This is a genomic window from Bacillus sp. PAMC28748, from assembly GCF_014250415.1.
Lineage (GTDB): Bacteria > Bacillota > Bacilli > Bacillales > Bacillaceae > Bacillus > Bacillus licheniformis.
In genome coordinates this window covers 2,303,889-2,324,099 of the sequence record NZ_CP060192.1, presented here as the reverse complement: position 1 = coordinate 2,324,099, position 20,211 = coordinate 2,303,889, and the positions used below count along the sequence as shown (strand labels likewise).

The window sequence follows — 20,211 nt, the reverse complement described above, 5'->3', positions numbered from 1 at the left end:
CCCCCCTTATCTTTTCAATGTCTTCAGTTCATGAAGCAGCAGTTTTTCAGCCTGCGTGCGAATGTCCCGGAAGTCTTCCTCATTAAACAGCTCTCCGTGTCTTCTAAAGACCGGATGCCGCTCCAAATCGTCAAGAATCAGGCTGAAATCTTGAAACTCATGGATTTCTTGCAAAAGCTCCTGGAAAAAAGCGTCCCGTTCGATTCCCGACAAGGCGGCATCGGTTTGATCTTCGATCGCGGTAAGCCAGATGAACGCGTCTTCCTCCCGTTCTTCTTCATGGAAGATGTCAAGGATCTCGTCCGCGATGCCGGCCTGTCCTTCCGCCAAATAAGAGGGTGTTTCTCCTGTCCATACCATCTTGACGCATGCGGGCTTGCCTCTTTTTCTGAAAGATTGAAAGGCATCGTGCATGAGGCTGATCAGCTCTGTCATCTGCTTTGTCCCGGAGATATCGATGCTGGCCGTTTCCCACAGGACATCCGATACGGCTTTAAATTCGAAGGACAGTTCTCCGCCGCAAACATTGACGAGATAGCAGCCTTTCTCCCCCGTTTCCTTCATATGGCGGGATTGTGTGTTTCCCGGATAAATCACCGCCGGATCGGCGGCTGAAATGACCTGTCTTTTATGTATATGTCCAAGCGCCCAATAATCCATCTGTCCGTTTTTTAAATCTTGAAGGGAGAAAGGACAGTACGGGTCATGGCCGCTCTCCCCGGAAAGCGTTCCATGAATCATGCCGATATGCAAGGGCGCGTCGGTCGTTTTTTTGATTTCAGCGGCCTTATTGGCATAAACTGAGCGCTCGGGATAGCTGTAGCCGTAGATGCTTGCGGCGAGCCGGCCGTCTTTGTAAAAAGATTTTTCTTCAATGTCTTCCGCTGAAAAGATGTGGACGTTGTCCGGCCATTCAATCGGCGTCCAATCGCCGCCCAGATGATCGTGATTGCCAAAAATCACATAGACTTGGATGTTGTTCTCTTTAAGCTTTAAAAATTGTTTTCTCAAAAACATCTGTGCTTTTAAACTGCGGTTTGCTTCGTCGAACAGGTCCCCGGCAAGCAAAATGAAGTCGGCCTGTTCATCAATGGCAAGCTTAAACACATTTTCAGCGCTTTTAAATGTGCTGTTTTTGATCCGCTGATAAATCTCCTCGGGAAGCTGGCTGATGCCGTGAAACGGACTGTCCAGATGCAGATCTGCCGCATGAATGAAAGTGATGTTTGTCAATCTTCTGCTCCTTTTCATAAAACATTCTGCTCCCATTCTACCACGGGTTGAAAGCGAATGCACGTTCTACTATTTGCATGAAAAAAGCAGCTTATCTTTCAAGCTGCTTTTCTTTTTCATTATCGATCTTTTGACAGACGAAGCGCCTGTTTGATATTTTTCAATCCGCCGCCGCTTGTGTACATGAGCACGCCGCCTTTATACACCCTCGCCCCGATGACGGCGAGAATCACAATCGTGAGAGCGGTGATGCCGATGCCGAGAGCCGCTTCCCAAAACGGAATATCAAGCACGCCGACTCTGAGGAACATGATCATCGGCGCAAAAAACGGAATGAATGAAGTGATGGTAATAAACGTCGAATCCGGAGCATTCAGTCCGAACATGGCAATCATGAATCCGGCAACGACCAACAGGATCATCGGCGAAATCATCTGCTGAACATCTTCAATCCGGCTGACGACGCTTCCGAGAAATGCCGCAAGAGTTGCGTATAAGAAGTAGCCGAGCATCAAGAAAATGACCGCGTACACAAGCGTTGCAGTAGGTACGCCGGAAACATCAAAAAATCCTTTAACCAGCTCAGCCGCATCCCCTCCGCTTTCCTGGCTGGACTGAAGCGACAGATAGCCGGCAAGAAGGAGCGCGGCAAGCTGTGTCAGGCCTAATAGGGCAACGCCGAACAGTTTGGCGAACATTTGCTGGACAGGCGGCACACTGGAAATTAAAATTTCCATTACGCGGGAAGACTTCTCCGTCGCTACTTCTGTCGCAATCATTGAAGCGTACATCAAAACGGAAAAATAGATGACAAACAGCACAACATACACAAGCCCTGTCGCCTTTTGAAGCTCTTCCTCGGTTTTCGCGCCTTCTTTCAAGGCAACACTGTTGACTTTTACCGGTGTAAACAGTTCACTCAGCTTTTCCTGAGGTACGTTCAATTCAGCCGTTCCAACGGCGATCTTTGCTTGCGAGAGCGCCTGTTCAATCGTGGAGACAGCTGTGGAATCAGCGATATCGAGCGCTTTATACGTTCCTTTCAGCACCCCTTTTTTATCTCTCTCCAGGATTAAAATGCCCTCGAGCTTTTCGTCTCTGACGTCTTTTTCAAGCTCTTTTTCCGGCTTATCCGCTTTTTGGACCTCCAGCGCTTCATCAGTATCGAGTGCTTTCACCTGCTGGGCAAACGTGTCGTACAGCTGATTTGAGCGATCAATGACAGCGATCTTGTCACCCTCTCCGCCGTCGTCAAACATGGAAATAATCGATCCCAAATTTGTGACGAGCACGACAAGCGCAAGCGTGATGGCCGTTGAAATGATGAACGACTTCGTTTTCAGCTTGCTGATATATGTATGAAAAAGAACAATCCAAAACTTATTCATAACGGGCACCTACCTTTTCGACGAAAATATCATGCAAAGAAGGCTCTTCAAGTTCAAACTTTCTGATAAACCCGCGTCCTTGCAGCATTGTAAACAGCTCTTGAGAGACTTCTTCATTCTCGACCTGCAGGCGGACTCCTTCGGAATGATCACGCCATTTGACGATGCCGTCCGCCTCTTTCAAGAAGCTCAAGTCGCCGTCCGCGTGAATCGTGACATTTTTTCTGCCGAAAGAACGTTTGATTTCTTTTAATTTCCCTTGAACGACAGGCGTCCCGCGCTGCAAAATGCAGACGTGTTCGCACAGCTCTTCGACATGCTCCATTCTGTGGCTTGAAAATACAATCGAGGTGCCGTCGTCTTTCAAAGAAATGACCGCGTCTTTTAAAAGCTCGACATTCACCGGATCGAGCCCGCTGAACGGCTCGTCGAGAATCAAAAGCTCCGGCTTGTGCAGCACGGCCGTGATAAACTGGATTTTTTGCTGGTTCCCTTTGGACAGCTCCTCAACCTTTTTGTCGGCGTATTCTGTAATATGGAAGCGTTCGAGCCACTTCTCCATTTCCTTGAGCGCATTTTGTTTGGTCATGCCTTTCAGGCGTCCGAGGTACACGAGCTGATCTTTCACCTTCAGCTTCGGGTACAGTCCGCGCTCTTCGGGCAAATAGCCGATGCTGTTTGTGACACCGTAGTTAATCGGCTGTCCTTTCCATGTGACAGTACCCTCTGTCGCATTCAAAAGGCCGAGTATCATTCGGAATGTCGTCGTTTTCCCTGCTCCGTTGGCGCCGAGCAGACCGAACATTTGCTTGTCTGGAATCTCCAGCGTCAGATCGTTTACGGCTGTAAATGAACCGAACCTTTTCGTAACGTGATCGATTTTGAGCATTATAACTCCTCCTTCCAATTTACAATCATACGTTAGTCATACCATTTTAAAAAGGATTTTTTTGATTTTTATATAATTTTAAACAAATAGATCATATTTTGAGAAAGGGGCAGAGAAATGGAAAATTATTATGTAACCGTTTTCGACACTAGTGGAGAAACGCTTTTGAATGAGCGATTTGAAGCGGCCGATGATGAAGAAGCGAAAGAGAAAGGAAGAGGAATGCTGAAGGAAAAGCAATTTTTGGAGCATACACACCGGGTAGTACATTCGTCCGGTAAAATCATTGTTTTCCGCAGCTGACTAAAATACGGGTAAGGCGGCGCTTCGGGGGAAAAGTTTCACGCTGCCGCCGCCTGCCCTTTATCCGCCAAACACTAGCGGACCATCAAAACAACGAGCAGTCCCATGTTGATGAAGCCGAGTAAAAACGATGCGCAAGCGACGCCTTTATTTTTTTTCAGATAATAAAGACCATTGACCGTCAGCACACAGATGATGACAGCATCAAACATTCGAAACAAGAGATCCTGCAAGCGGTAGACCGGAGCGAAAAAACAAATCACAGAGACGATCAGGATGAAAAGGCAAGAAACTGTAATATACATCGCCCATTCTTTCGCTGCGTCAGCCCGCTCATTCTCAGATGAAATCATGCCCTTAAACTCGAGCCTCCTTGTCAGTCGTGATCATTTTGTCCGCATACAAGGAAGGGGCTTTCCCCGCATCTGCCAAAAAGCTTGAAGACGTTAACACAACAGCCAGCGACACCGCGACGAACAACAGTTTAGCTTTCATACAACGCATCTCCCCTTTTGATTTTTCGACTTGCCTGAGCGCACTTTTCATAGTAAAAAATGGAATCTTTCAGCCGCTCAATTTGATTATAATACTGGGCTGCATCTAAAGCCAGCTCTTCAACAGCAGCATATAAATGATTTGACTCCAAATAATCAAATCCGTTTTCCACGGCTTTCTGATCCCCTCCGTCTAAATACAGCCCGCACAGAATGTTAAGCTTTGCCGCGTGTTCTTCATCCCCGAGCGATGCCGCGCTTCGGATGCCTTTTTCATAACAGGCGGCAGCTCCGGCATGGTTCCCCTGCTTGAGACGGACGTACATCAAGTTGTACAGCACTTTGGGAATATATGATGAACTTTCCTGTTCAAAAATGGAAAGGGCGCTCTCCATATGATCTGAGGCTTCCCGGTACGATTCTTGGTGGAAATAGCAATTTCCCAAATTAAAATGAGCGGCTGCCGTCAAATGGCTGTTTTTGATTTTCCTGGCGTCTTCAAGCGCATTGGCCAGGCTTTTCAGCGCGGGTCCGTATGTCATCGATTCAACCCAATTACCGGCAATGATAAAATCGCAGAAAATCTTTTTTTCTTTTAGCGTTTCATACCGGTAAAAAATGTCGGAAGCTAGCGTCGCATAGTTGATCGACAGGTATCTCTGGTTGATATAATAGTAGATTTCCGCAAGCTTATAATAAAATTCCGCTTTTTCAACCTCGTCTTCCAGTGCGCTGACTTTTTGTTCAGCCGTTTTATAGCAGCCGATTGCTTTGACGAACCGCTTTTGTTTGAACTCATACATCCCTTTAAAAAACCAGTAATAATAGTTTAATAAACCCGTCATTTGGTCTTCTTTTTCTTCTAAGTCGCGGAGGTTTTTTTCAATATTTTCAGTCTCTTTCGGTTTCAAATAGCTGAGCATCAGTTTATGCCTGAATTCAAGCAGCGAATAGTAGAGCAGGACGTCCTGATTTTCTTCCATGTCTTGAAAATCATTTAAAATTTCCGCTTTCAATGATTCACTGGCGGCGATCTGATTTTTCCGAATGGCGTTGTACCAATCATTCAGCTTTCTAGCAACGTATTCAGATGGAATCTTCTGTTTCAATTTCGCCGCCTCCCAAGACTTCGTACAGATCTGTATCTTATGAATCATTTTATGGAAACTTAAATTTTTTTACAATTGTTTCTGCACATCATTTCCCAAGGTCAATTTCCTGCCGGACCGCTCTTGTTATACTTGCTGACGGTTAAATTGCGGCTGGCGCTTTTCTAAAAATGCGCGGATCCCTTCCTGATGGTCGCTTGTCAGCCTCATTTTCATCTGGGCCGTTTTCTCGAGTTCAAGCGTTTTCTGCAGCCTGCCTCCATTCAACGCCTGATAGATCTTTTTTGTCTCAATCATCGCTGCCAGCGGAGCGTGCAGAAGCTTTTCAAGATAGATGCGCGCAAAACGGCCGGAGTCCCCGCTGAATACGGCGTCTGCGATCCGAAGCTCGTGCGCTTCGGCCCCCGTCAATTTTTTCCCGCTCCAAATCAATTCTTTGGCCGCAGTTTCACCGATTCTCCGCTCTAAAAAGAAGTGTCCGCCTCCGTCGGGAACAAGCCCGATGCCGATAAAATTCATCGCCAGCTTCGCCTCTTTTTCGACCAGTACATGGTCGCAGCTGAGCGCGAGGCTCAATCCCAGACCCGCAGCCGCACCGTGGACAGCCGCTGTCGTCATCTTCGGCATGCTGTAAAGCTTCACCGCAATTTCAGAAATTGTGTCAATGACGCGGGCGGAGCTGTCTTGATCTCCGGAAGACAGCATCATCTTAATGTCTCCGCCTGCCGAAAATCCTTTGCCGCTGCCTCTCACAAGGAGAAGCAGCGATTCGCTTTCCTCTGCAACACGCAAAGCTTCATTCAGTTCTTCAAGCATTTTTTCATTCAAGGCATTGTACGCCTCAGAGCGATTCAGTACAATTTCAAAAATCCCGTCTTCGTCTTTCCATTTGATATATTCCATCTTGCACCTCCGTGAATACGATTTTGTAAGATATTAGCTTAATTAATTCCACCTTTTATTTTCAATACCTTTTTTCATGTGAAAATCAGCTGAATGATTTTCCATTTCAAGATCAATTGATACTGAAATAAGCCTTTTTAGTTGAATGATTTTCTTTGTTTATATATAGTTATTTATAGAAAGCATGTGAGGAAAGGGGGATGGGCGTAATTAAATCATTTTTGACGTTGATGCTTAGTTTATGCATGTTAACAGTACCATTCGCCGATCAGGAGCAAAACCCTGTTTTTGATCCCGAAGCGGAATACCATATGTCTCTAAACACCTCAAAGTTTGAGACACATGCAGTGAACCCCTCCCCTTTTACAAAAAGCTTTCTTAATCATCCAGGAAGAGCCGCAAATATTTCTGTCTTTGACGCACGTTTCTACACTCATTTCATTCCTCGATTCGAGGTTCAATCAAATGAATTAATTCTAAAAAAAACTTGCGCTATTCCTGTGAAATACCAATCTAATTACCTCTCCTGATTTTCCCTTTTTCACCTGCATAACTTTTCAGCCGAATGGGGAAATTTATTTTGGAGGGATATGATTGAATATTAAAGAAAGTGATCTGCCGGGTATCGGCAAAAAATTTGAAATAGAAATGAGAAACCATGAAAAAATGACGATTGTCGTTCATGACGACGGAAGAAGAGAAATCTATCGGTTTGACGACGAAGATCCCGATGAAATCGTGACCAACATCTCGCTTGATGACAGCGAAGCAAGGCAGATCGCCGCCATCCTCGGCGGAATGGTCTATAAGCCGCAGGCGCTTGAATCGATTGAAATGGCGTTTAACGACCTGATCATCGAGTGGTTCAAAATCGAAAAAGGAGCAAATGCCGTCGGCAAAACTCTCGGTGAAATCGACGTCAGGCAAAACTACGGCGTCACTGTCATCGCGATCATTAAAAAGAATCAGGAAAAATTCTTGAATCCCGGGGCAGATTCCGTTCTTGATGAAAATGATACACTCGTCCTGTCCGGTGAAAGAAAAAACCTCAAGGAAATGAAGCAGGCTTTTCTTTCCCGAAAGGAAGGGTGATGCTCTTTGGATCATCTAGTATTTGAAGTCGGCACCGCACTCTTGCTTGTCGCGATTGCTGCCTTAATTGCGAATCGGATTAAATTCTCGATCATTCCCTTTTTAATTGTTCTCGGGATGATCGTAGGCCCGCACGCTCCGACGATCGGTATCATCAACTTGAAGTTTATCGAGAGCTCGGAGATCATCGCCTTTTTCGGCAGAATGGGCGTCTTGTTTTTACTCTTTTATCTCGGACTGGAATTTTCGATCGGAAAGCTTATTAAATCAGGACGGTCCATCGCCGTCGGAGGAAGCATTTATATTCTGATCAACTTCAGTTTAGGCCTCATGTTCGGGTTCATCGCGGGCTTCGAGTTTCTCGAAGTACTGATCATCGCCGGGGTTATTACGATTTCTTCGAGTGCGATTGTCGCCAAAGTACTTGTCGACCTAAAGAGGACAGCGAATCCGGAAACCGAACTGATTCTCGGAATCATTATGTTCGAAGATATTTTTCTCGCCGTTTATTTATCCGTCGTCTCGGGGCTCGTCCTTGGTGACTCAACTTCAGTCGGATCGGCGCTGCTTTCGATTTTGATCGCTTTTGGCTACATGATATTGTTCTTTATCGTTGCCAGGAAGCTGCCAAAACTGTTAAATCGGCTGTTTAATATCCGTTCAAACGAAGTCTTTATTATCGTGATTTTTGCGCTGCTGTTCTTTGTCGCCGGCTTTTCGGAAACGATTCACGTTGCCGAAGCAATCGGCGCCCTGCTTCTCGGACTCGTGTTTTCCGAGACAGAACATGCAAGCCGGATCGAGCATTTGGTTGTACCGTTTCGCGATTTCTTCGGTGCAATGTTTTTCTTCAGCTTCGGATTGAGCATCGACCCGTTTACACTGGGAGATGCGGTATGGCTTTCAATCGGCGCCGTCATCCTCACCTTGGCCGGGAACTTTATCGCCGGCATGATCGCAGGCAGAAGGGCCGGACTTTCTCATAAAGCTTCATCCAATATCGGCTTAACGATTGTCTCACGCGGCGAGTTTTCGATCATTGTCGCCAACCTCGGAATCGCCGGCGGACTTTCGGCCACATTAAAGCCGTTTGCCGCTTTGTACGTACTGATCCTGGCAATTTTGGGGCCGCTTTTGACAAAAGAATCAAAACGGATTTTTCATATACTGAACAAAATATTTAAGTGGAAAAAATCCGAAACAAAACAAAGAGGATGACAGAAAAGGAGACTTCGCCAGGATATTGGCGAAGTCTCCTTTCGTTTTGCCCAGGGACTGTCCCGTTTTAAACCGAACCTTTTAACTGCCTTTAGCATTCTTGTCAAAAAGCCCGGACAGGTAGCGAAGCTTTTCTTCTGTATAGTGTTCAAATCTGTCATTGTACGTTTTCGGGTCTTTCGGGTTGGAGAAATGTGTGATCTTTCCCGTTCCCGGATCGACGAATTTGCTCGCAGCTCCGCAGCCGATCCCGATAATCGTCTGTTTTTCCTCCATGATCATGATGTTATAGATGCTTTCCTGGCCGGGAAGTGAATATCCTATATTCTCCAGGTTGCCGAGAATGTTTTTCTGCCTGTACAAATAGTAGGGATGGTAGCCGTGCTGTTTCGTCCACGAGACAGCGTCATCCATCATCGCGACAATCTCCTCGCGGCCAGCCACCTTATACTTATGTTTGTTTTTCGTCATTTCAGCCGCGCGCTTAAATGACAGCGTATGGACGGTCAATGATTCAGGCATTAATTTTTCGGTTTCGGAAAGAGAGTTTCTGAACTCTTTTACCCCTTCGCCCGGAAGGCCGATGATCAAATCCATATTGATGTTAGACATGCCGGCATTTCGCGACAGATGGTACTTTTCGATCGTTTCTTCCACGGTATGGTGGCGTCCGATCGCTTTCAGCGTTTCATTTTCGTAAGACTGCGGGTTAATGCTGATGCGGTCGATGTTCCATTTTTTTAAGACCGCGAGCTTTTCTTCTGTAATCGTATCGGGCCGCCCGGCCTCAACCGTAACCTCGCGGATGTTTTTCACATCGGGAAATGAACGGTACATTTCTTCATACAATAGATCCATTTCTTCAGCGGTAATGCTTGTGGGCGTTCCGCCGCCGAAATACACGGTCGTTATTCTGACATCGTTCTCCTTGAGCCATTCGCCGATTTTTTGCATCTCATAGTGAAGCCCCCACAAAAATGAGCCGACCCGTCCGGCTTGTCCTCTGATCGCATACGCCGGAAACGTACAGTAGGCGCACTTCGTCGGGCAGAACGGGATGCCGATGTAAATGCTGACCTCTTGACTCAGCTCATACAAATCGGGTACCGCTTTCAGCTGACGGTCAATGATGTTTTGCATCAGTTCGATCTTTTCGTCGTGAACTAAATAATCCCGCTTCAGCTCGGCATGCGCCTCTTCCTTTGGCATGCCGCTCTCCAGCTTTTTATGAAGCAGCTTTGTCGGACGAACACCGGTGAGAATCCCCCATTTCTGAATGATTCCGGTATGCTCCTGAAGCATGCTCAAAAAAACGTAGGAAACGGTATTCTTCACCTGCTTAAACGCTTCCTTTTCCGTCAGTTTGGGGTCAATGTTTTTCGTATATTCTGCTCTAATGTCCGTATCTTTTATCATACCCGAAGCCTTGACGCCGTTCTCTTCCCGGTCGTAGCCGAGAACGATCGCAAGGTCTGCCGGCGCTTCTTCGCCAAAAACGACTTCGCTTTCTTCAAAGAATAAGTTGGCTATATGCTCAAGCGGTCTCTGGAACCTTTCATCTTGGAGCCCTTCTATATAAATGCGCAATGTCATCACCTTTTTCGTTTCAAAACTTTCTTTAGTGTACAAAAATAAATGGCCAAAATCAATCCGGGAAACAAACATTCCTACAGGGCAGGGATGAATGAATAATCCCCGCATTCAAGTTGAAAGCGGGGATTCTATAAGAATCAGACTTTTTTAATATGGAATTTTTTAAGAAACCCTTTGCTTTGCTGCATTCTGAAGTATTCTTTAATCATATAAGCGACGCCCTGTTCATCATTGGAGCGCGTCACCCAATCCGCTTTTTGCTTGACCTCCTGAGGGGCATTGCCCATTGCGACTCCGAGCCCGGCAAGCTCGATCATCGGAAGGTCGTCGATTTCATGGCCGATCGCAACGACATCTTCCATTTTTAGACCGAGGTCGGCGGCGAGCATCGTCAAACCCGCTTCTTTCGAAACCCCTTTATGGACAATCAGCATTTTTTCCCCCGCTCCAATGATGTCGACGAGAGGAAATGCATTTGTGATCGTCTGCCTGATTTCTTCGGACTGTCCTGTTGAGCAATAAACCTCGATCACCGGTGCGCTGACCGGTTCATCCATCAGCATGTCGCTCAGCGAATCGACAAACTGGACGGGATAAAAAATCGGGTCAGACGGGTGAATCATCGTTTTCCCCAGCAGGTTTGAATTCGTTTTTTTCCGGTTTCCAATCGAATATTTTTCATGGAGGATTCTGATATTGCAATCATAGCTTTCCAGTATTTGAACAAGGTTAAATGTCTGTTCTTCAGAAATCCTTTTTTCTAATAAAGGATCGTCGATTTTTTCCGCTATGATGGCTCCGCTGTGCGTAATCAGCTTCGTATCCAGCTTTAAAGATTTGGCAATTTTTTGAGCGGAGCGAAAATGTCTGTTCGTCACAAGCGTAACATATACACCTTTCTTCTTTGCATATTCGATCGCTTCCTTCGTTGCGGGATGAAGCCGTCCGTTTGTCCGAAGCAGCGTTCCGTCTATATTCAGCGCAAGCATTTGTTTTGACACCAGGAGGTCCCCCTTCTTTGATGACTGAATCTGTTATAGAGGATATGTCCCGGTCCCTTTTTTTAGAACAGCCCTCTTGATGCACATACTAAAAAAAGCCTGTTTTCACAGACTTTTTACTTCGCATCTTGTGGATACGATCATGATTCTCCCTCATATTCAAAACAGTGAATTCAACGCCCCTTTCGTTCAATTCACCGTATATTGACAACCCCTTTATTTGACCAGCAGACGGTGCTTTCAATCTGTCAAATTCCTCTGTACCCCTTATCATTTTGCCGCCAGTCCGTTTTTCATGATCGTATCCCGGCAAAAATGAAAGCACTTACATTTAGTATTATCGCAACTATTTCACAAATTGACAAGTCTTTTTTAAATCTTTATGAACATTATTTGTTCACTTAGTGAAAAAATCCCCTCTTGTCAAGACAAGAGGGGATTTTTTATCAGCTCTCCGGATTTCCGTAAAGCTCTTCCAAAGGCTTCATAATGATTTTGTTTAAATCAGCAATCAGCATGCTCATCCGCTGTTCTGCTTCCATCAGCTGCGAGATTTTCTCATGCTGCTGGACGAGCGCCACGGATTTTTGCGCTTGTTCGACCTCTTCCTGGGTGATGTCTTCGCCGTTCATCTGTTTTTGCTGAAGGTTCAATTGAATATCGCGAAAGTTATCAAACATCTTTTTAGCAGATGGGTCGCCATTCACCTCATCATAAAGATTTTTCAATCGGGAATATTCTTCGCTTTGACGCAATGCTTGTTCCAAGTCATAAGCCGAGTCATGTAAATTGACCGTCATATTGATCCGCTCCTTTCCTGCCCGTATTCTTCTTATGGAATCGGCACCACTCCACTATAACAAACTATGGAGTGTTTTTCACAGTTATACGATAATTCCGTATGAACAGGCCGTCTTCAGCCTCAGATCAAAATCACAAAGATGGCTTGCACCGCTCCGATGATTCCGCCAAGCAGGCCGCCTAAATACGTGATCATCTTAAACTCCCGCTTGGAAATGGACAGCACCATTTCTTCAAGACGTTCAACGGGGAAGTTGTCCACCTGTTCCTTGACGATTTGCTCGAGTTCCAGCTGTTTGAGCGCTTGATCAAGGCGGCGGCCCGCTTCTTCCAGAAGGCGGTCGGCCATCTGCGGAAGGCGCAAAGCGATATCCTGCTCAAAACTGGAAATAGAGGAGCCTATCGTCTTTTCGAAAAACGGCTGAAGCGAGAATCGTTTCAAAAGCTTTTCCTTCAAATCGAAAATGAGAGGTTTGAGGTTCCATTTGTCATCTGCTTCCTTGAACGTATATTCTTTCAGCTTGTCCCATTCGTTTTCAAGCAGATCCTGTAAAAGCCCCGCGGTCTCGCCGTTCTTTAAAAACTTCACAATCTCCGGCTGAACCCGGTCAACCAGACTGCTGTTGCCTAAAAACATCTGCACCATGCTGCCGAGCATGCCCCGTTCTTTCAAAAAATCGTCAATCATATGTCCGAGGCGTTCCTTGCCTTCATCGCTTTCAAAGTAGCTGACAGCCCGGCTTAAAATATAGCTGGACACCATCGGAATTTTTTCTTTCAGCTTTTCTTGAGCCTCAAGAGGGAAAGGCTTTTTCAGCGGTTCATTCTCATACGCCTCTAAAAATGCGGACAGCTTCTCATCCGCCAATCTGGATACCGCTCGATCCGCTTTTTGGGCGGGGTTTGAAATCCCGATGCTTTCCAATGCTTCTTCAACGGTGGCCGTTGATTGCGAGAGGCGGGCCAAAAGCCTCTCTCCAACCTGCACCGCCTGGCTTTTGACCGCATCGGATGCAAGCCTTTTTTTGAGCCCTTCTGTAGTCAGCAGATGGCCTGTGACCATCTGTCCCATCTGTCTCGCCAATTCATCGCGCCTTTTCGGAATTAATCCGGGCGTAAAAGGTACCCGCTTTCCAAATATGTAGATCGCTTTATAGGGGCGAAAAAGCATTTTAATCGCAAAATGATTCGTTACAGCGCCGATAAGTGCACCGACTGCAATCATAACGGCAAAAATTCCAAATACATACATGTTCTTTTCAACTGCCTTCCTTTTTACCTTACATCATAGCTGTACAGCGTGTGTCTTGACGATGATCCTCACCGTCTTGCCTAACGTTATTATAGTAGCTGAATAAAAGACGGGCAAATAACGGAATGGAGCAAGCCGCTTCAAAATACAATGGGTCAGATGGCAATTGTATAAAGGGCGCTCTAAAATTTTTAATCATTTCCAATTTACAAAAGCCTATTTCTGCAATCTCAAGCGTATCATGAAACAGAAGTCTATATATTAAAGTTTGCCCGAAGTTTGACAGTCTCAGCCTGTTAAGCCTTGTTTTTCATGAAGGAGGTATAATCATGATCACGCTTGGATTTATGTCGCTGTCGCACGGACATGAAAAAGCCTATGCCGAAGAACTGGCCAAAGTGGCTTCGGACTACGGAATCCGATTTATCCGGTTCACCCCCCTGGATATTTCCCCCGGTTCCCTGCTTGTGAAAGGGCTCTCCTTTCACCCGAAGTCAGGACAGTGGAATGAAATTGAAAGAGAAATCCCGGAATTGATCTATGACCGCTGCTTTTACGGCAGAGATCAGCAATCGAAAAAAGCAAAACCGATTGTCGAATGGCTCAAAAAGTATCCTAAAACGACATTTTTAGGACTTGGACTTCCTGACAAATGGACGGTTTACAAAGCATTGAAAGCCGATCCCGTCATCAAGTCCTACCTTCCTGCAACAACGATTGCAGAAAATGCCCAGGATATCCTGCGCAAGCTTGCAAAAGAAAAATCATGCATCTTGAAGCCTGCATCCGGATCAGGAGGCCGCGGCATCATTCATCTTGAGCTTACGGGAAAAACGGTAAAGGCAGCCTACCAAACCGGAAAACACAAACAGCTGAAATCATTTTCGAAACAGGCCTCATTTGAAACGTGGTGCCAAAAAGTTCTTCAGCACCGCTATCTGCTGCAATCGTTCCTCGATATTCAAGACAAGGACGGTTTTCCTTGTGATATCAGATTGCTGCTACAGAAAAACGGCTATGGCGAATGGGAAACAGCCGGTAAAACGGTAAGGCGGAGCTATCAGCATGGACTGCTTGCAAACCTGGCCGGTGGCTCTGAGGCGGTGAGCTTTGACAGCTGGCTTTTATCCGTGCCGAAAAAGCGCCAGGCCGTCCTTCTCGATGATTTAGAGACAATGGCGCAGGCCGTTCCCCTGGCGCTTGAATCAAATCACGGGCCATTATTCGAGCTCGGCCTTGATATCTGCCTGACAAAAGACGGAAAAGTCTGGCTGCTGGATGTCAACTCAAAGCCCGGAAAACACGCTTTTATCAAGCACTCTCCTGAAAAAAGGGAGCTTTTGTATAAAGGTCCTTTGGAGTACTGCTCATTCTTAACGGCTTCAGCCGGCGCGAAAGGGGCTGAGAAAAGATGACCGGTCAACCGCTGACGGTCGGCATCCACCAGACGAGTGAAAACACGATGCTCCTGCCCGCTTCTTTCAAACAGGACGGTCTGTTATTCGCCGCTTTCGGTACGAGTGTTGAACGGTGCCATGTCTCATTTGACAGCCATTTGAAGCGCACCGTTTTATTATCCGAAAATCTGTACAAAAACCTGCGGATTCCGTACCGCGGCAAAGCCTCCCTGCTTTTTCGCGACAATACCGTCTATATCGGGCCTTTAATCGGGATTTTCACCGCCGGTTTCACAAAATCGCAGCTGGATCCTGTCAGAGGAAGGTCTTTATTTTTTTCGAAGCTTTTGACGATGGATCTCCCGGCAGGAGGCTACAGCTATCTGTTCGGGGCGCACCAGATTAATTGGGAAGAAGGCACGGTGCAGGCTCTCATTTTCAGGGAAAACGGCTGGGAGGAGGCCATAGTCCCGCTGCCTAATGTTGTATACGACAGACTGCCGAACCGCAAAGCCGAAGAATCCTCCGCCTTGCGGGAAACAAAAAAACGGCTTATGGATGAATACCGCATTCCGTGGTTCAATCCGGGCTTCTTTAATAAATGGGAGATCTATGAATGTCTGCAGCAAGACGAGAGGACAGCGGAATTGCTTCCATTTTCGGCATTGGAGCCCGATGCCGATAAAATCGAAGACATGATCGACCAATACGGCTTCATTTATGTAAAGCCCGCCGGCGGCAGTTTCGGCAAAGGCATATTCCAGCTTTCAAAACGGGAAGAAAACGGTATTCTTGCCAGACATGCCGAAGGCGTCACATCTTTTTCGTCCGCTGCTGAATGTTTAAAAGAATGGCAGATGCTTCACAAACATACTTCTTATCTTGCCCAGCAAGGCATCGAACGGATCGAAGTGGATCATCACCCGGCAGATTTCAGGGTTCATACAAACAAAAACGGAAAAGGTCAATGGACCGTCACAGCCATCGCGGCCAAAATCGCTGGAAAGGACGGAATTACAACCCATATGTCGAGCGGCGGCGCCGTGAAAACACTTGCAGAGATTTATGATGATCCTCAGGAAAGGCTTCACACTCTGCAAAAGCTGACAAAAGCGGCGGTCCTTCTCAGCCGGGTCCTTGACGAAAAGCTTGACGGTTTCATCGGAGAAATCGGCTTTGACCTGGGATTGGACCGTTCGGGAAAGGTGTGGCTGTTTGAAGCCAACTCCCGGCCCGGCCGAGGAATCTTCTCCCATCCCCGTCTGGCATCTGTCAGCCGCTTAACGAAGAAAAGAAGCTTTGAATATGCTTCTTATTTAACCGAACAGTCAATCCTTAATCCGGAGGACATGTGGCATGACCTCAAGCCGTGAAGAATCTGCTTCTTCACGGTATTTTTTTGAAAATCTCCATTTGAAAAGAATCTATGATCTTTTCTGTGAATGAGATACAATGATAACAAATCAACGTTTAGTCTGCTCGCTGGATTTTGCCCACCTGAAATCAATGAAGGAGCGTGGCGTTAATGATTTCTCACTTTCAATGGAAGCCGCTGTTTAAAAAAGAAAGGCTTCCCGGCTGGAAAATATCGTTTTATCATAAAGGGATTCATTATGAAGGAATTTATCATAAATCGGGGGAAATCGAGTGGGGCAGCACCTATCCCCCGCATGATGACGAGCCTTCCCTGAAAAGCGAAATTCATGAATTAATGCTCTTCCATATTTACGAGTAAAGAAAAGGACGTTGACGTATGCTGGAGAAATTAAAGACGCTTTACGGTGAACGGATGGTTGGATCTAAGGCTGTTTCAAAGCACGATGCATTATGGTTTCAAACCGACGAAGGCGAAACTTTCGGCGTTTTGAAAAGCGCGGTCACCGACCGGGAAAAAGAGCTGCTCTATTGCCTATTCCGGCCTTTTTCAGAACCGCATCGTCCGCAGCAGCTGACAAAGCGGGAGAAAGAATGGCACGAATATTTCTTTTGCGATGCCCCCCTCCAAAACCCGGGAAACATTCAGCTGATTCAAGGCCATTTTTTTAAAATGGAGCATGCCCCTGAAGAAAGACAGGCGATTAAAGAAGCGGTCAGCGGCTTTTTTAAAGACCCGCTTGTTGTATGGTACGACCGGCATGAAGCCGTTATCGTCCACGAAAATCCTTCACCGTTTCTCGCAAAAAAAGAGCTGTCCGAGCTTGCGGATGCACTGACAAGCGATTTCATGGCAACTCCTGTGTTTTTCAGCGGCCAGCTTCATCCAGTCAACGGATCGCTTCAAGGCAAAATCCGCTTTGAAAAACAAATGTTTCATTACATGCTGGAAGCGGGTGACATCGGAAACGTCGCCACGTTTTGCCAGTGCCTCCCGTCTTTTTTGACGGCAAAACCGGAGCGGGTTCATGCTTCTTCATTTTCGGACGCCGTAAGAGAAGCGCTGTCTGATCCCGAGACATCCCTGACCATCAAAACGTATATGAGATGCAACCTGAATGCCTCTCTTACAGCCAAACGTTTGTTTATCCACCGAAACAGCCTGCAGTACAGAATTGATAAATTTATCGAACGGACTGCAATTGACATCAGACAGTTTGAAGAAGCAGCCGCTGTTTATTTGATGATGCATCTCCTTTAGCGGCTTCAGCAATATGCACGAAAAGAAATTGTGCACCATGTCCATTTACACCGCCCTGCCGTTTTTTATAAACTTAAATCAGTTAAAGCGCTTACATAAAAGAGGGGGAGAAAAAATGGCGGAACTCGTGCTCGATCGGATATACAAAGTGTATGACAACAAAGTTACGGCTGTGGATAATTTTAATCTTCATATCGAGGATAAGGAATTTATCGTCTTTGTCGGACCGTCAGGCTGCGGCAAGTCGACAACGCTCAGAATGATCGCAGGCCTTGAGGAAATTACGGATGGCGAATTCACAATCGACGGCAAACGGATGAATGATGTCGCTCCTAAAGACCGCGACATTGCGATGGTATTCCAAAACTATGCCCTGTATCCGCACATGAACGTCTATGACAATATGGCTTTCGGCTTGAAGCTGCGGAAGTTTCCGAAGGATGAAATCAAACGGCGTGTCCATGAAGCGGCCAAAATTCTGGGCCTTGAACAATATTTGGATAGAAAGCCAAAAGCGCTTTCCGGCGGACAGCGCCAGCGCGTCGCCTTAGGCCGGGCAATTGTTCGGGATGCAAAGGTGTTCTTGATGGATGAGCCGCTATCAAACCTTGATGCCAAATTGCGCGTACAAATGCGCGCGGAAATCACAAAGCTTCATCAGCGTCTGCAGACGACGACCATCTATGTCACCCACGACCAGACGGAAGCGATGACGATGGCTACGCGGCTCGTCGTCATGAAAGACGGAATCATCCAGCAGGTCGGGGCGCCGAAGGAAGTCTACGAAAATCCGGAAAACGTGTTTGTCGGCGGCTTTATCGGGTCTCCTGCAATGAACTTCTTTACCGGCACTCTGAAAGAAGACATGTTTACATTCGACGGCGTTTCGGTTCGCGTGCCGGAAGGAAAAATGAAAGTTCTGCGCGGCCAGGGTTATGTCGGCAAGGAAATCATCATGGGAATCAGGCCTGAAGATATCCATGATGAACCTGTTTTCATTGAAGCGTCAAAAGACTCGAAAGTCGATGCGAAAATTGAGGTAGCCGAGCTGATGGGCGCGGAAACGATGCTTTATTCGCAGGCCGGCACTCAGCCGTTTATCGCCAGAGTCGATTCAAGGACCGACGTTCAGGCCGGCGATACGATTCCACTGGCGCTTGACATGAATAAAGCTCACTTTTTTGATAAAGAAACGGAGCTCCGCATCCGCTCTGAAGGATAACACAGTTTCAAACATGACCGAAGCATGCTGCGGCTCTCTATGCAGCTATGCTTCGGTCGTTTCAATTTCAACGGTTTCTTCATAAGTGCAGTCTTGGCACGTATATAAATGAACGCACGCGGTTTGCGTTTGTTTAAATGAATCGAACTCCATGTACGGACTGTAAGGACCGAAAAAATCGGTTGCTCTCCCGGCGTCCGCCATTTCCCCGCCGCACTTCGGACAATGCCTCGTCTGGACGAGAATCCCGTTGCACACTGGACACATCATCTTCTTCATCCTCCTGGCTTTTTTCCTTAGCTTGCCCCAATCATAACCTTTTCGTCTTTCAACATTTACCAGATTGAAACGCGCATTTATTTTATTGAATCCACCATAATACGTAGTACAAACCAACATTGGGCTTTAGCCGAGAAGGCAGCGGTTTTCTATCGGTGGAAGCCGTCAGCTGGTGCAACTCCAGTCAGCCCAACCATACCATTTTTATAAAGGAGTTTGATGACAAATGGCTAATCAAAATTCTTCAAATCAACTGCTTGTCCCAGGAGCAGCGCAAGCGATCGAACAAATGAAATTCGAAATCGCTTCTGAGTTCGGCGTAAACCTTGGCGCTGACACGACTTCCCGTGCAAACGGTTCTGTCGGCGGAGAAATTACAAAACGTTTAGTTTCCCAAGCTCAAGCATCTATGGGCGGTCAACAATTTTAAACAACTTCATATTCATGGATAACAGAAGGTGCATATACTGCACCTTCTTTAGCTTTTCGGCAAACCTTCTCATTCATTACCATCACGGGGGCCTCCCCTCTGGCATATCTTGTGAAAGCCCGCACCCGCTTCTCCTTTTTTCATATGCTGGTATAAAGGAGGGGTCGGCATGCAGCTGATGTTGAGCATCAATTGGGAATTGATTCAATTTGTCGGGATTTCTCTATTGAATGAGTATGTCTCAAATGTCCGTCCTTATCATGGAACCTTTTGTTTACGCGGGGCTTTTTCTTCCGGACGATCTGACGTATGATAGATCCGATGGGAGTGATCATGTTGAAGATTGCGCTTTTTGGAGGTACAGGCCGTGTCGGACAGGCCTTTCTCAATTTTGTTGAAGAGGATGGGCACCATTCCGTTAACGCACTTGTCCGGAGGACGGAAGGCGCCCGCATTCCGGATTTATGCCAAGCACATATAGGAAACGCCAGGAACCGGCATGACGTCGAGTCTTTAATAAAAGATTGCGATATCGTTGTCAGCTGTTTAAACACAGATGGAGACGATACATTGACCGTCTCCATCGAACACATCATAAACGCCATGAACGTACATCGGATCAAACGGCTGATTACCATCGGAACCGCCGGCATTTTAAACGCAAGGCAGAACCCGGCCCTTTACCGCTTTGAAACAAACGAATCAAAACGGCGCTCTACGCGCGCAGCTCAAGAACATGCCCGTGTGTACGAACGGCTCCGCGAATCTGATCTGGATTGGACGATCGTCTGCCCGACGTATCTCCCCGATGGGCCGGCATTGAAGACATACCGTTTTGAACAGGATGTTCTGCCGCCCGGCGGAAGAGAAATATCCACCGGCGACACCGCCCATTTTCTTTTTACACAGCTAGAGTCTGACCAGTTTGTCAAGGCGAGGGTGGGGCTCGCTTATTAAGGCCGGGTGAAGATC

General features: G+C 46.7%; 24 protein-coding genes. 12 read left to right on the top strand and 12 right to left on the bottom strand.

The window, feature by feature from the left end:
• Window positions 1–6 precede the first annotated feature (6 nt).
• The 3 genes from H7F26_RS11860 to H7F26_RS11850 all read right to left on the bottom strand — a co-directional run bounded on the left by H7F26_RS11860 (window position 7) and on the right by H7F26_RS11850 (window position 3,510).
• A complete protein-coding gene (locus tag H7F26_RS11860) occupies window positions 7–1,233 on the bottom strand; it encodes a metallophosphoesterase family protein (protein ID WP_009328954.1) in 1,227 nt (408 codons plus the stop codon).
• A 119-nt stretch (window positions 1,234–1,352) separates the two neighbouring features.
• Window positions 1,353–2,621: an ABC transporter permease gene (locus H7F26_RS11855; RefSeq protein ID WP_003180232.1), complete on the bottom strand. Its 1,269-nt coding sequence runs from the start codon at window positions 2,619–2,621 to the stop codon at window positions 1,353–1,355.
• On the bottom strand, window positions 2,614–3,510 hold the full coding sequence (locus H7F26_RS11850) for an ABC transporter ATP-binding protein (RefSeq protein ID WP_003180230.1): 897 nt from the start codon (window positions 3,508–3,510) through the stop codon (window positions 2,614–2,616). Before H7F26_RS11850 ends, H7F26_RS11855 begins: the two co-directional genes overlap by 8 nt.
• Window positions 3,511–3,627: 117 nt before the next feature.
• Between H7F26_RS11850 and H7F26_RS11845 the strand changes: the two genes are divergently transcribed.
• Window positions 3,628–3,813 (top strand): YhzD family protein, encoded by a 186-nt coding sequence (locus tag H7F26_RS11845; RefSeq protein WP_003180228.1) that lies wholly within the window; start codon window positions 3,628–3,630, stop codon window positions 3,811–3,813.
• Between the two features lie 74 nt (window positions 3,814–3,887).
• Here H7F26_RS11845 and H7F26_RS11840 read toward each other — a convergent pair whose 3' ends face one another.
• The 4 genes from H7F26_RS11840 to H7F26_RS11825 form a co-directional block, all read right to left on the bottom strand.
• Window positions 3,888–4,166: a hypothetical protein gene (locus tag H7F26_RS11840; RefSeq protein WP_003180226.1), complete on the bottom strand. Its 279-nt coding sequence runs from the start codon at window positions 4,164–4,166 to the stop codon at window positions 3,888–3,890.
• 4 nt (window positions 4,167–4,170) lie between these two features.
• On the bottom strand, window positions 4,171–4,308 hold the full coding sequence (locus H7F26_RS11835) for a hypothetical protein (RefSeq protein ID WP_016886158.1): 138 nt from the start codon (window positions 4,306–4,308) through the stop codon (window positions 4,171–4,173).
• Window positions 4,298–5,416, bottom strand: a complete 1,119-nt coding sequence (locus tag H7F26_RS11830) for a Rap family tetratricopeptide repeat protein (RefSeq protein ID WP_145722066.1) — start codon at window positions 5,414–5,416, stop codon at window positions 4,298–4,300. Before H7F26_RS11830 ends, H7F26_RS11835 begins: the two co-directional genes overlap by 11 nt.
• A 126-nt stretch (window positions 5,417–5,542) precedes the next feature.
• Window positions 5,543–6,319 (bottom strand): enoyl-CoA hydratase, encoded by a 777-nt coding sequence (locus tag H7F26_RS11825; protein WP_011197707.1) that lies wholly within the window; start codon window positions 6,317–6,319, stop codon window positions 5,543–5,545.
• 200 nt (window positions 6,320–6,519) lie between these two features.
• Here H7F26_RS11825 and H7F26_RS11820 point away from each other — a divergent pair, with 200 nt between their 5' ends.
• The 3 genes from H7F26_RS11820 to H7F26_RS11810 all read left to right on the top strand — a co-directional run bounded on the left by H7F26_RS11820 (window position 6,520) and on the right by H7F26_RS11810 (window position 8,629).
• Complete coding sequence (locus tag H7F26_RS11820) at window positions 6,520–6,849, top strand: hypothetical protein (protein ID WP_016886161.1); 330 nt, start codon at window positions 6,520–6,522, stop codon at window positions 6,847–6,849.
• Window positions 6,850–6,913: 64 nt separating this feature from the next.
• Window positions 6,914–7,411: a cation:proton antiporter regulatory subunit gene (locus H7F26_RS11815; RefSeq protein ID WP_003180220.1), complete on the top strand. Its 498-nt coding sequence runs from the start codon at window positions 6,914–6,916 to the stop codon at window positions 7,409–7,411.
• 6 nt (window positions 7,412–7,417) lie between these two features.
• The gene (locus H7F26_RS11810; RefSeq protein ID WP_003180218.1) at window positions 7,418–8,629 is read left to right on the top strand and encodes a cation:proton antiporter; all 1,212 of its coding nucleotides are present in this window, start codon (window positions 7,418–7,420) and stop codon (window positions 8,627–8,629) included.
• A gap of 81 nt (window positions 8,630–8,710) precedes the next feature.
• Here H7F26_RS11810 and H7F26_RS11805 read toward each other — a convergent pair whose 3' ends face one another.
• From H7F26_RS11805 to H7F26_RS11790, 4 genes are all read right to left on the bottom strand, one after another.
• The gene (locus tag H7F26_RS11805) at window positions 8,711–10,216 is read right to left on the bottom strand and encodes a coproporphyrinogen III oxidase (RefSeq protein ID WP_185855181.1); all 1,506 of its coding nucleotides are present in this window, start codon (window positions 10,214–10,216) and stop codon (window positions 8,711–8,713) included.
• A 143-nt stretch (window positions 10,217–10,359) separates the two neighbouring features.
• Window positions 10,360–11,223, bottom strand: a complete 864-nt coding sequence (locus H7F26_RS11800) for a Cof-type HAD-IIB family hydrolase (RefSeq protein WP_003180214.1) — start codon at window positions 11,221–11,223, stop codon at window positions 10,360–10,362.
• A gap of 446 nt (window positions 11,224–11,669) precedes the next feature.
• Window positions 11,670–12,023: a YlbF/YmcA family competence regulator gene (locus tag H7F26_RS11795; RefSeq protein ID WP_003180211.1), complete on the bottom strand. Its 354-nt coding sequence runs from the start codon at window positions 12,021–12,023 to the stop codon at window positions 11,670–11,672.
• A gap of 122 nt (window positions 12,024–12,145) precedes the next feature.
• Window positions 12,146–13,276 (bottom strand): DUF445 domain-containing protein, encoded by a 1,131-nt coding sequence (locus H7F26_RS11790; protein ID WP_017474241.1) that lies wholly within the window; start codon window positions 13,274–13,276, stop codon window positions 12,146–12,148.
• A gap of 329 nt (window positions 13,277–13,605) precedes the next feature.
• On the opposite strand from H7F26_RS11790, the gene H7F26_RS11785 reads away from it, so the two are divergent.
• The 5 genes from H7F26_RS11785 (at window position 13,606) to H7F26_RS11765 (ending at window position 18,530) form a co-directional block, all read left to right on the top strand.
• A complete protein-coding gene (locus H7F26_RS11785) occupies window positions 13,606–14,691 on the top strand; it encodes a YheC/YheD family endospore coat-associated protein (RefSeq protein ID WP_003180207.1) in 1,086 nt (361 codons plus the stop codon).
• A complete protein-coding gene (locus H7F26_RS11780) occupies window positions 14,688–16,046 on the top strand; it encodes a YheC/YheD family endospore coat-associated protein (protein WP_003180205.1) in 1,359 nt (452 codons plus the stop codon). The genes H7F26_RS11785 and H7F26_RS11780 overlap by 4 nt, the downstream gene beginning before the upstream one ends.
• Before the next feature lie 143 nt (window positions 16,047–16,189).
• Entirely contained in the window at window positions 16,190–16,408 is a 219-nt protein-coding gene (locus tag H7F26_RS11775; protein ID WP_170865385.1) for a YheE family protein, read from the top strand.
• Between the two features lie 18 nt (window positions 16,409–16,426).
• Window positions 16,427–17,308, top strand: a complete 882-nt coding sequence (locus H7F26_RS11770; protein ID WP_003180200.1) for a helix-turn-helix domain-containing protein — start codon at window positions 16,427–16,429, stop codon at window positions 17,306–17,308.
• Window positions 17,309–17,423: 115 nt separating this feature from the next.
• The gene (locus H7F26_RS11765; protein ID WP_003180198.1) at window positions 17,424–18,530 is read left to right on the top strand and encodes an ABC transporter ATP-binding protein; all 1,107 of its coding nucleotides are present in this window, start codon (window positions 17,424–17,426) and stop codon (window positions 18,528–18,530) included.
• Between the two features lie 45 nt (window positions 18,531–18,575).
• On the opposite strand, the gene H7F26_RS11760 is transcribed toward H7F26_RS11765, so the two are convergent.
• Window positions 18,576–18,800 carry a hypothetical protein gene (locus H7F26_RS11760; protein WP_003180197.1) on the bottom strand — a complete coding sequence of 75 codons (225 nt, stop codon included), beginning with the start codon at window positions 18,798–18,800 and terminating at the stop codon, window positions 18,576–18,578.
• A 235-nt stretch (window positions 18,801–19,035) separates the two neighbouring features.
• On the opposite strand from H7F26_RS11760, the gene H7F26_RS11755 reads away from it, so the two are divergent.
• The 3 genes from H7F26_RS11755 (at window position 19,036) to H7F26_RS11745 (ending at window position 20,196) form a co-directional block, all read left to right on the top strand.
• The gene (locus tag H7F26_RS11755; protein ID WP_003180196.1) at window positions 19,036–19,239 is read left to right on the top strand and encodes an alpha/beta-type small acid-soluble spore protein; all 204 of its coding nucleotides are present in this window, start codon (window positions 19,036–19,038) and stop codon (window positions 19,237–19,239) included.
• 169 nt (window positions 19,240–19,408) lie between these two features.
• On the top strand, window positions 19,409–19,552 hold the full coding sequence (locus H7F26_RS11750) for a hypothetical protein (protein ID WP_003180193.1): 144 nt from the start codon (window positions 19,409–19,411) through the stop codon (window positions 19,550–19,552).
• Window positions 19,553–19,572: 20 nt separating this feature from the next.
• Window positions 19,573–20,196 carry an NAD(P)-dependent oxidoreductase gene (locus tag H7F26_RS11745; protein WP_011201600.1) on the top strand — a complete coding sequence of 208 codons (624 nt, stop codon included), beginning with the start codon at window positions 19,573–19,575 and terminating at the stop codon, window positions 20,194–20,196.
• Window positions 20,197–20,211 lie beyond the last annotated feature (15 nt).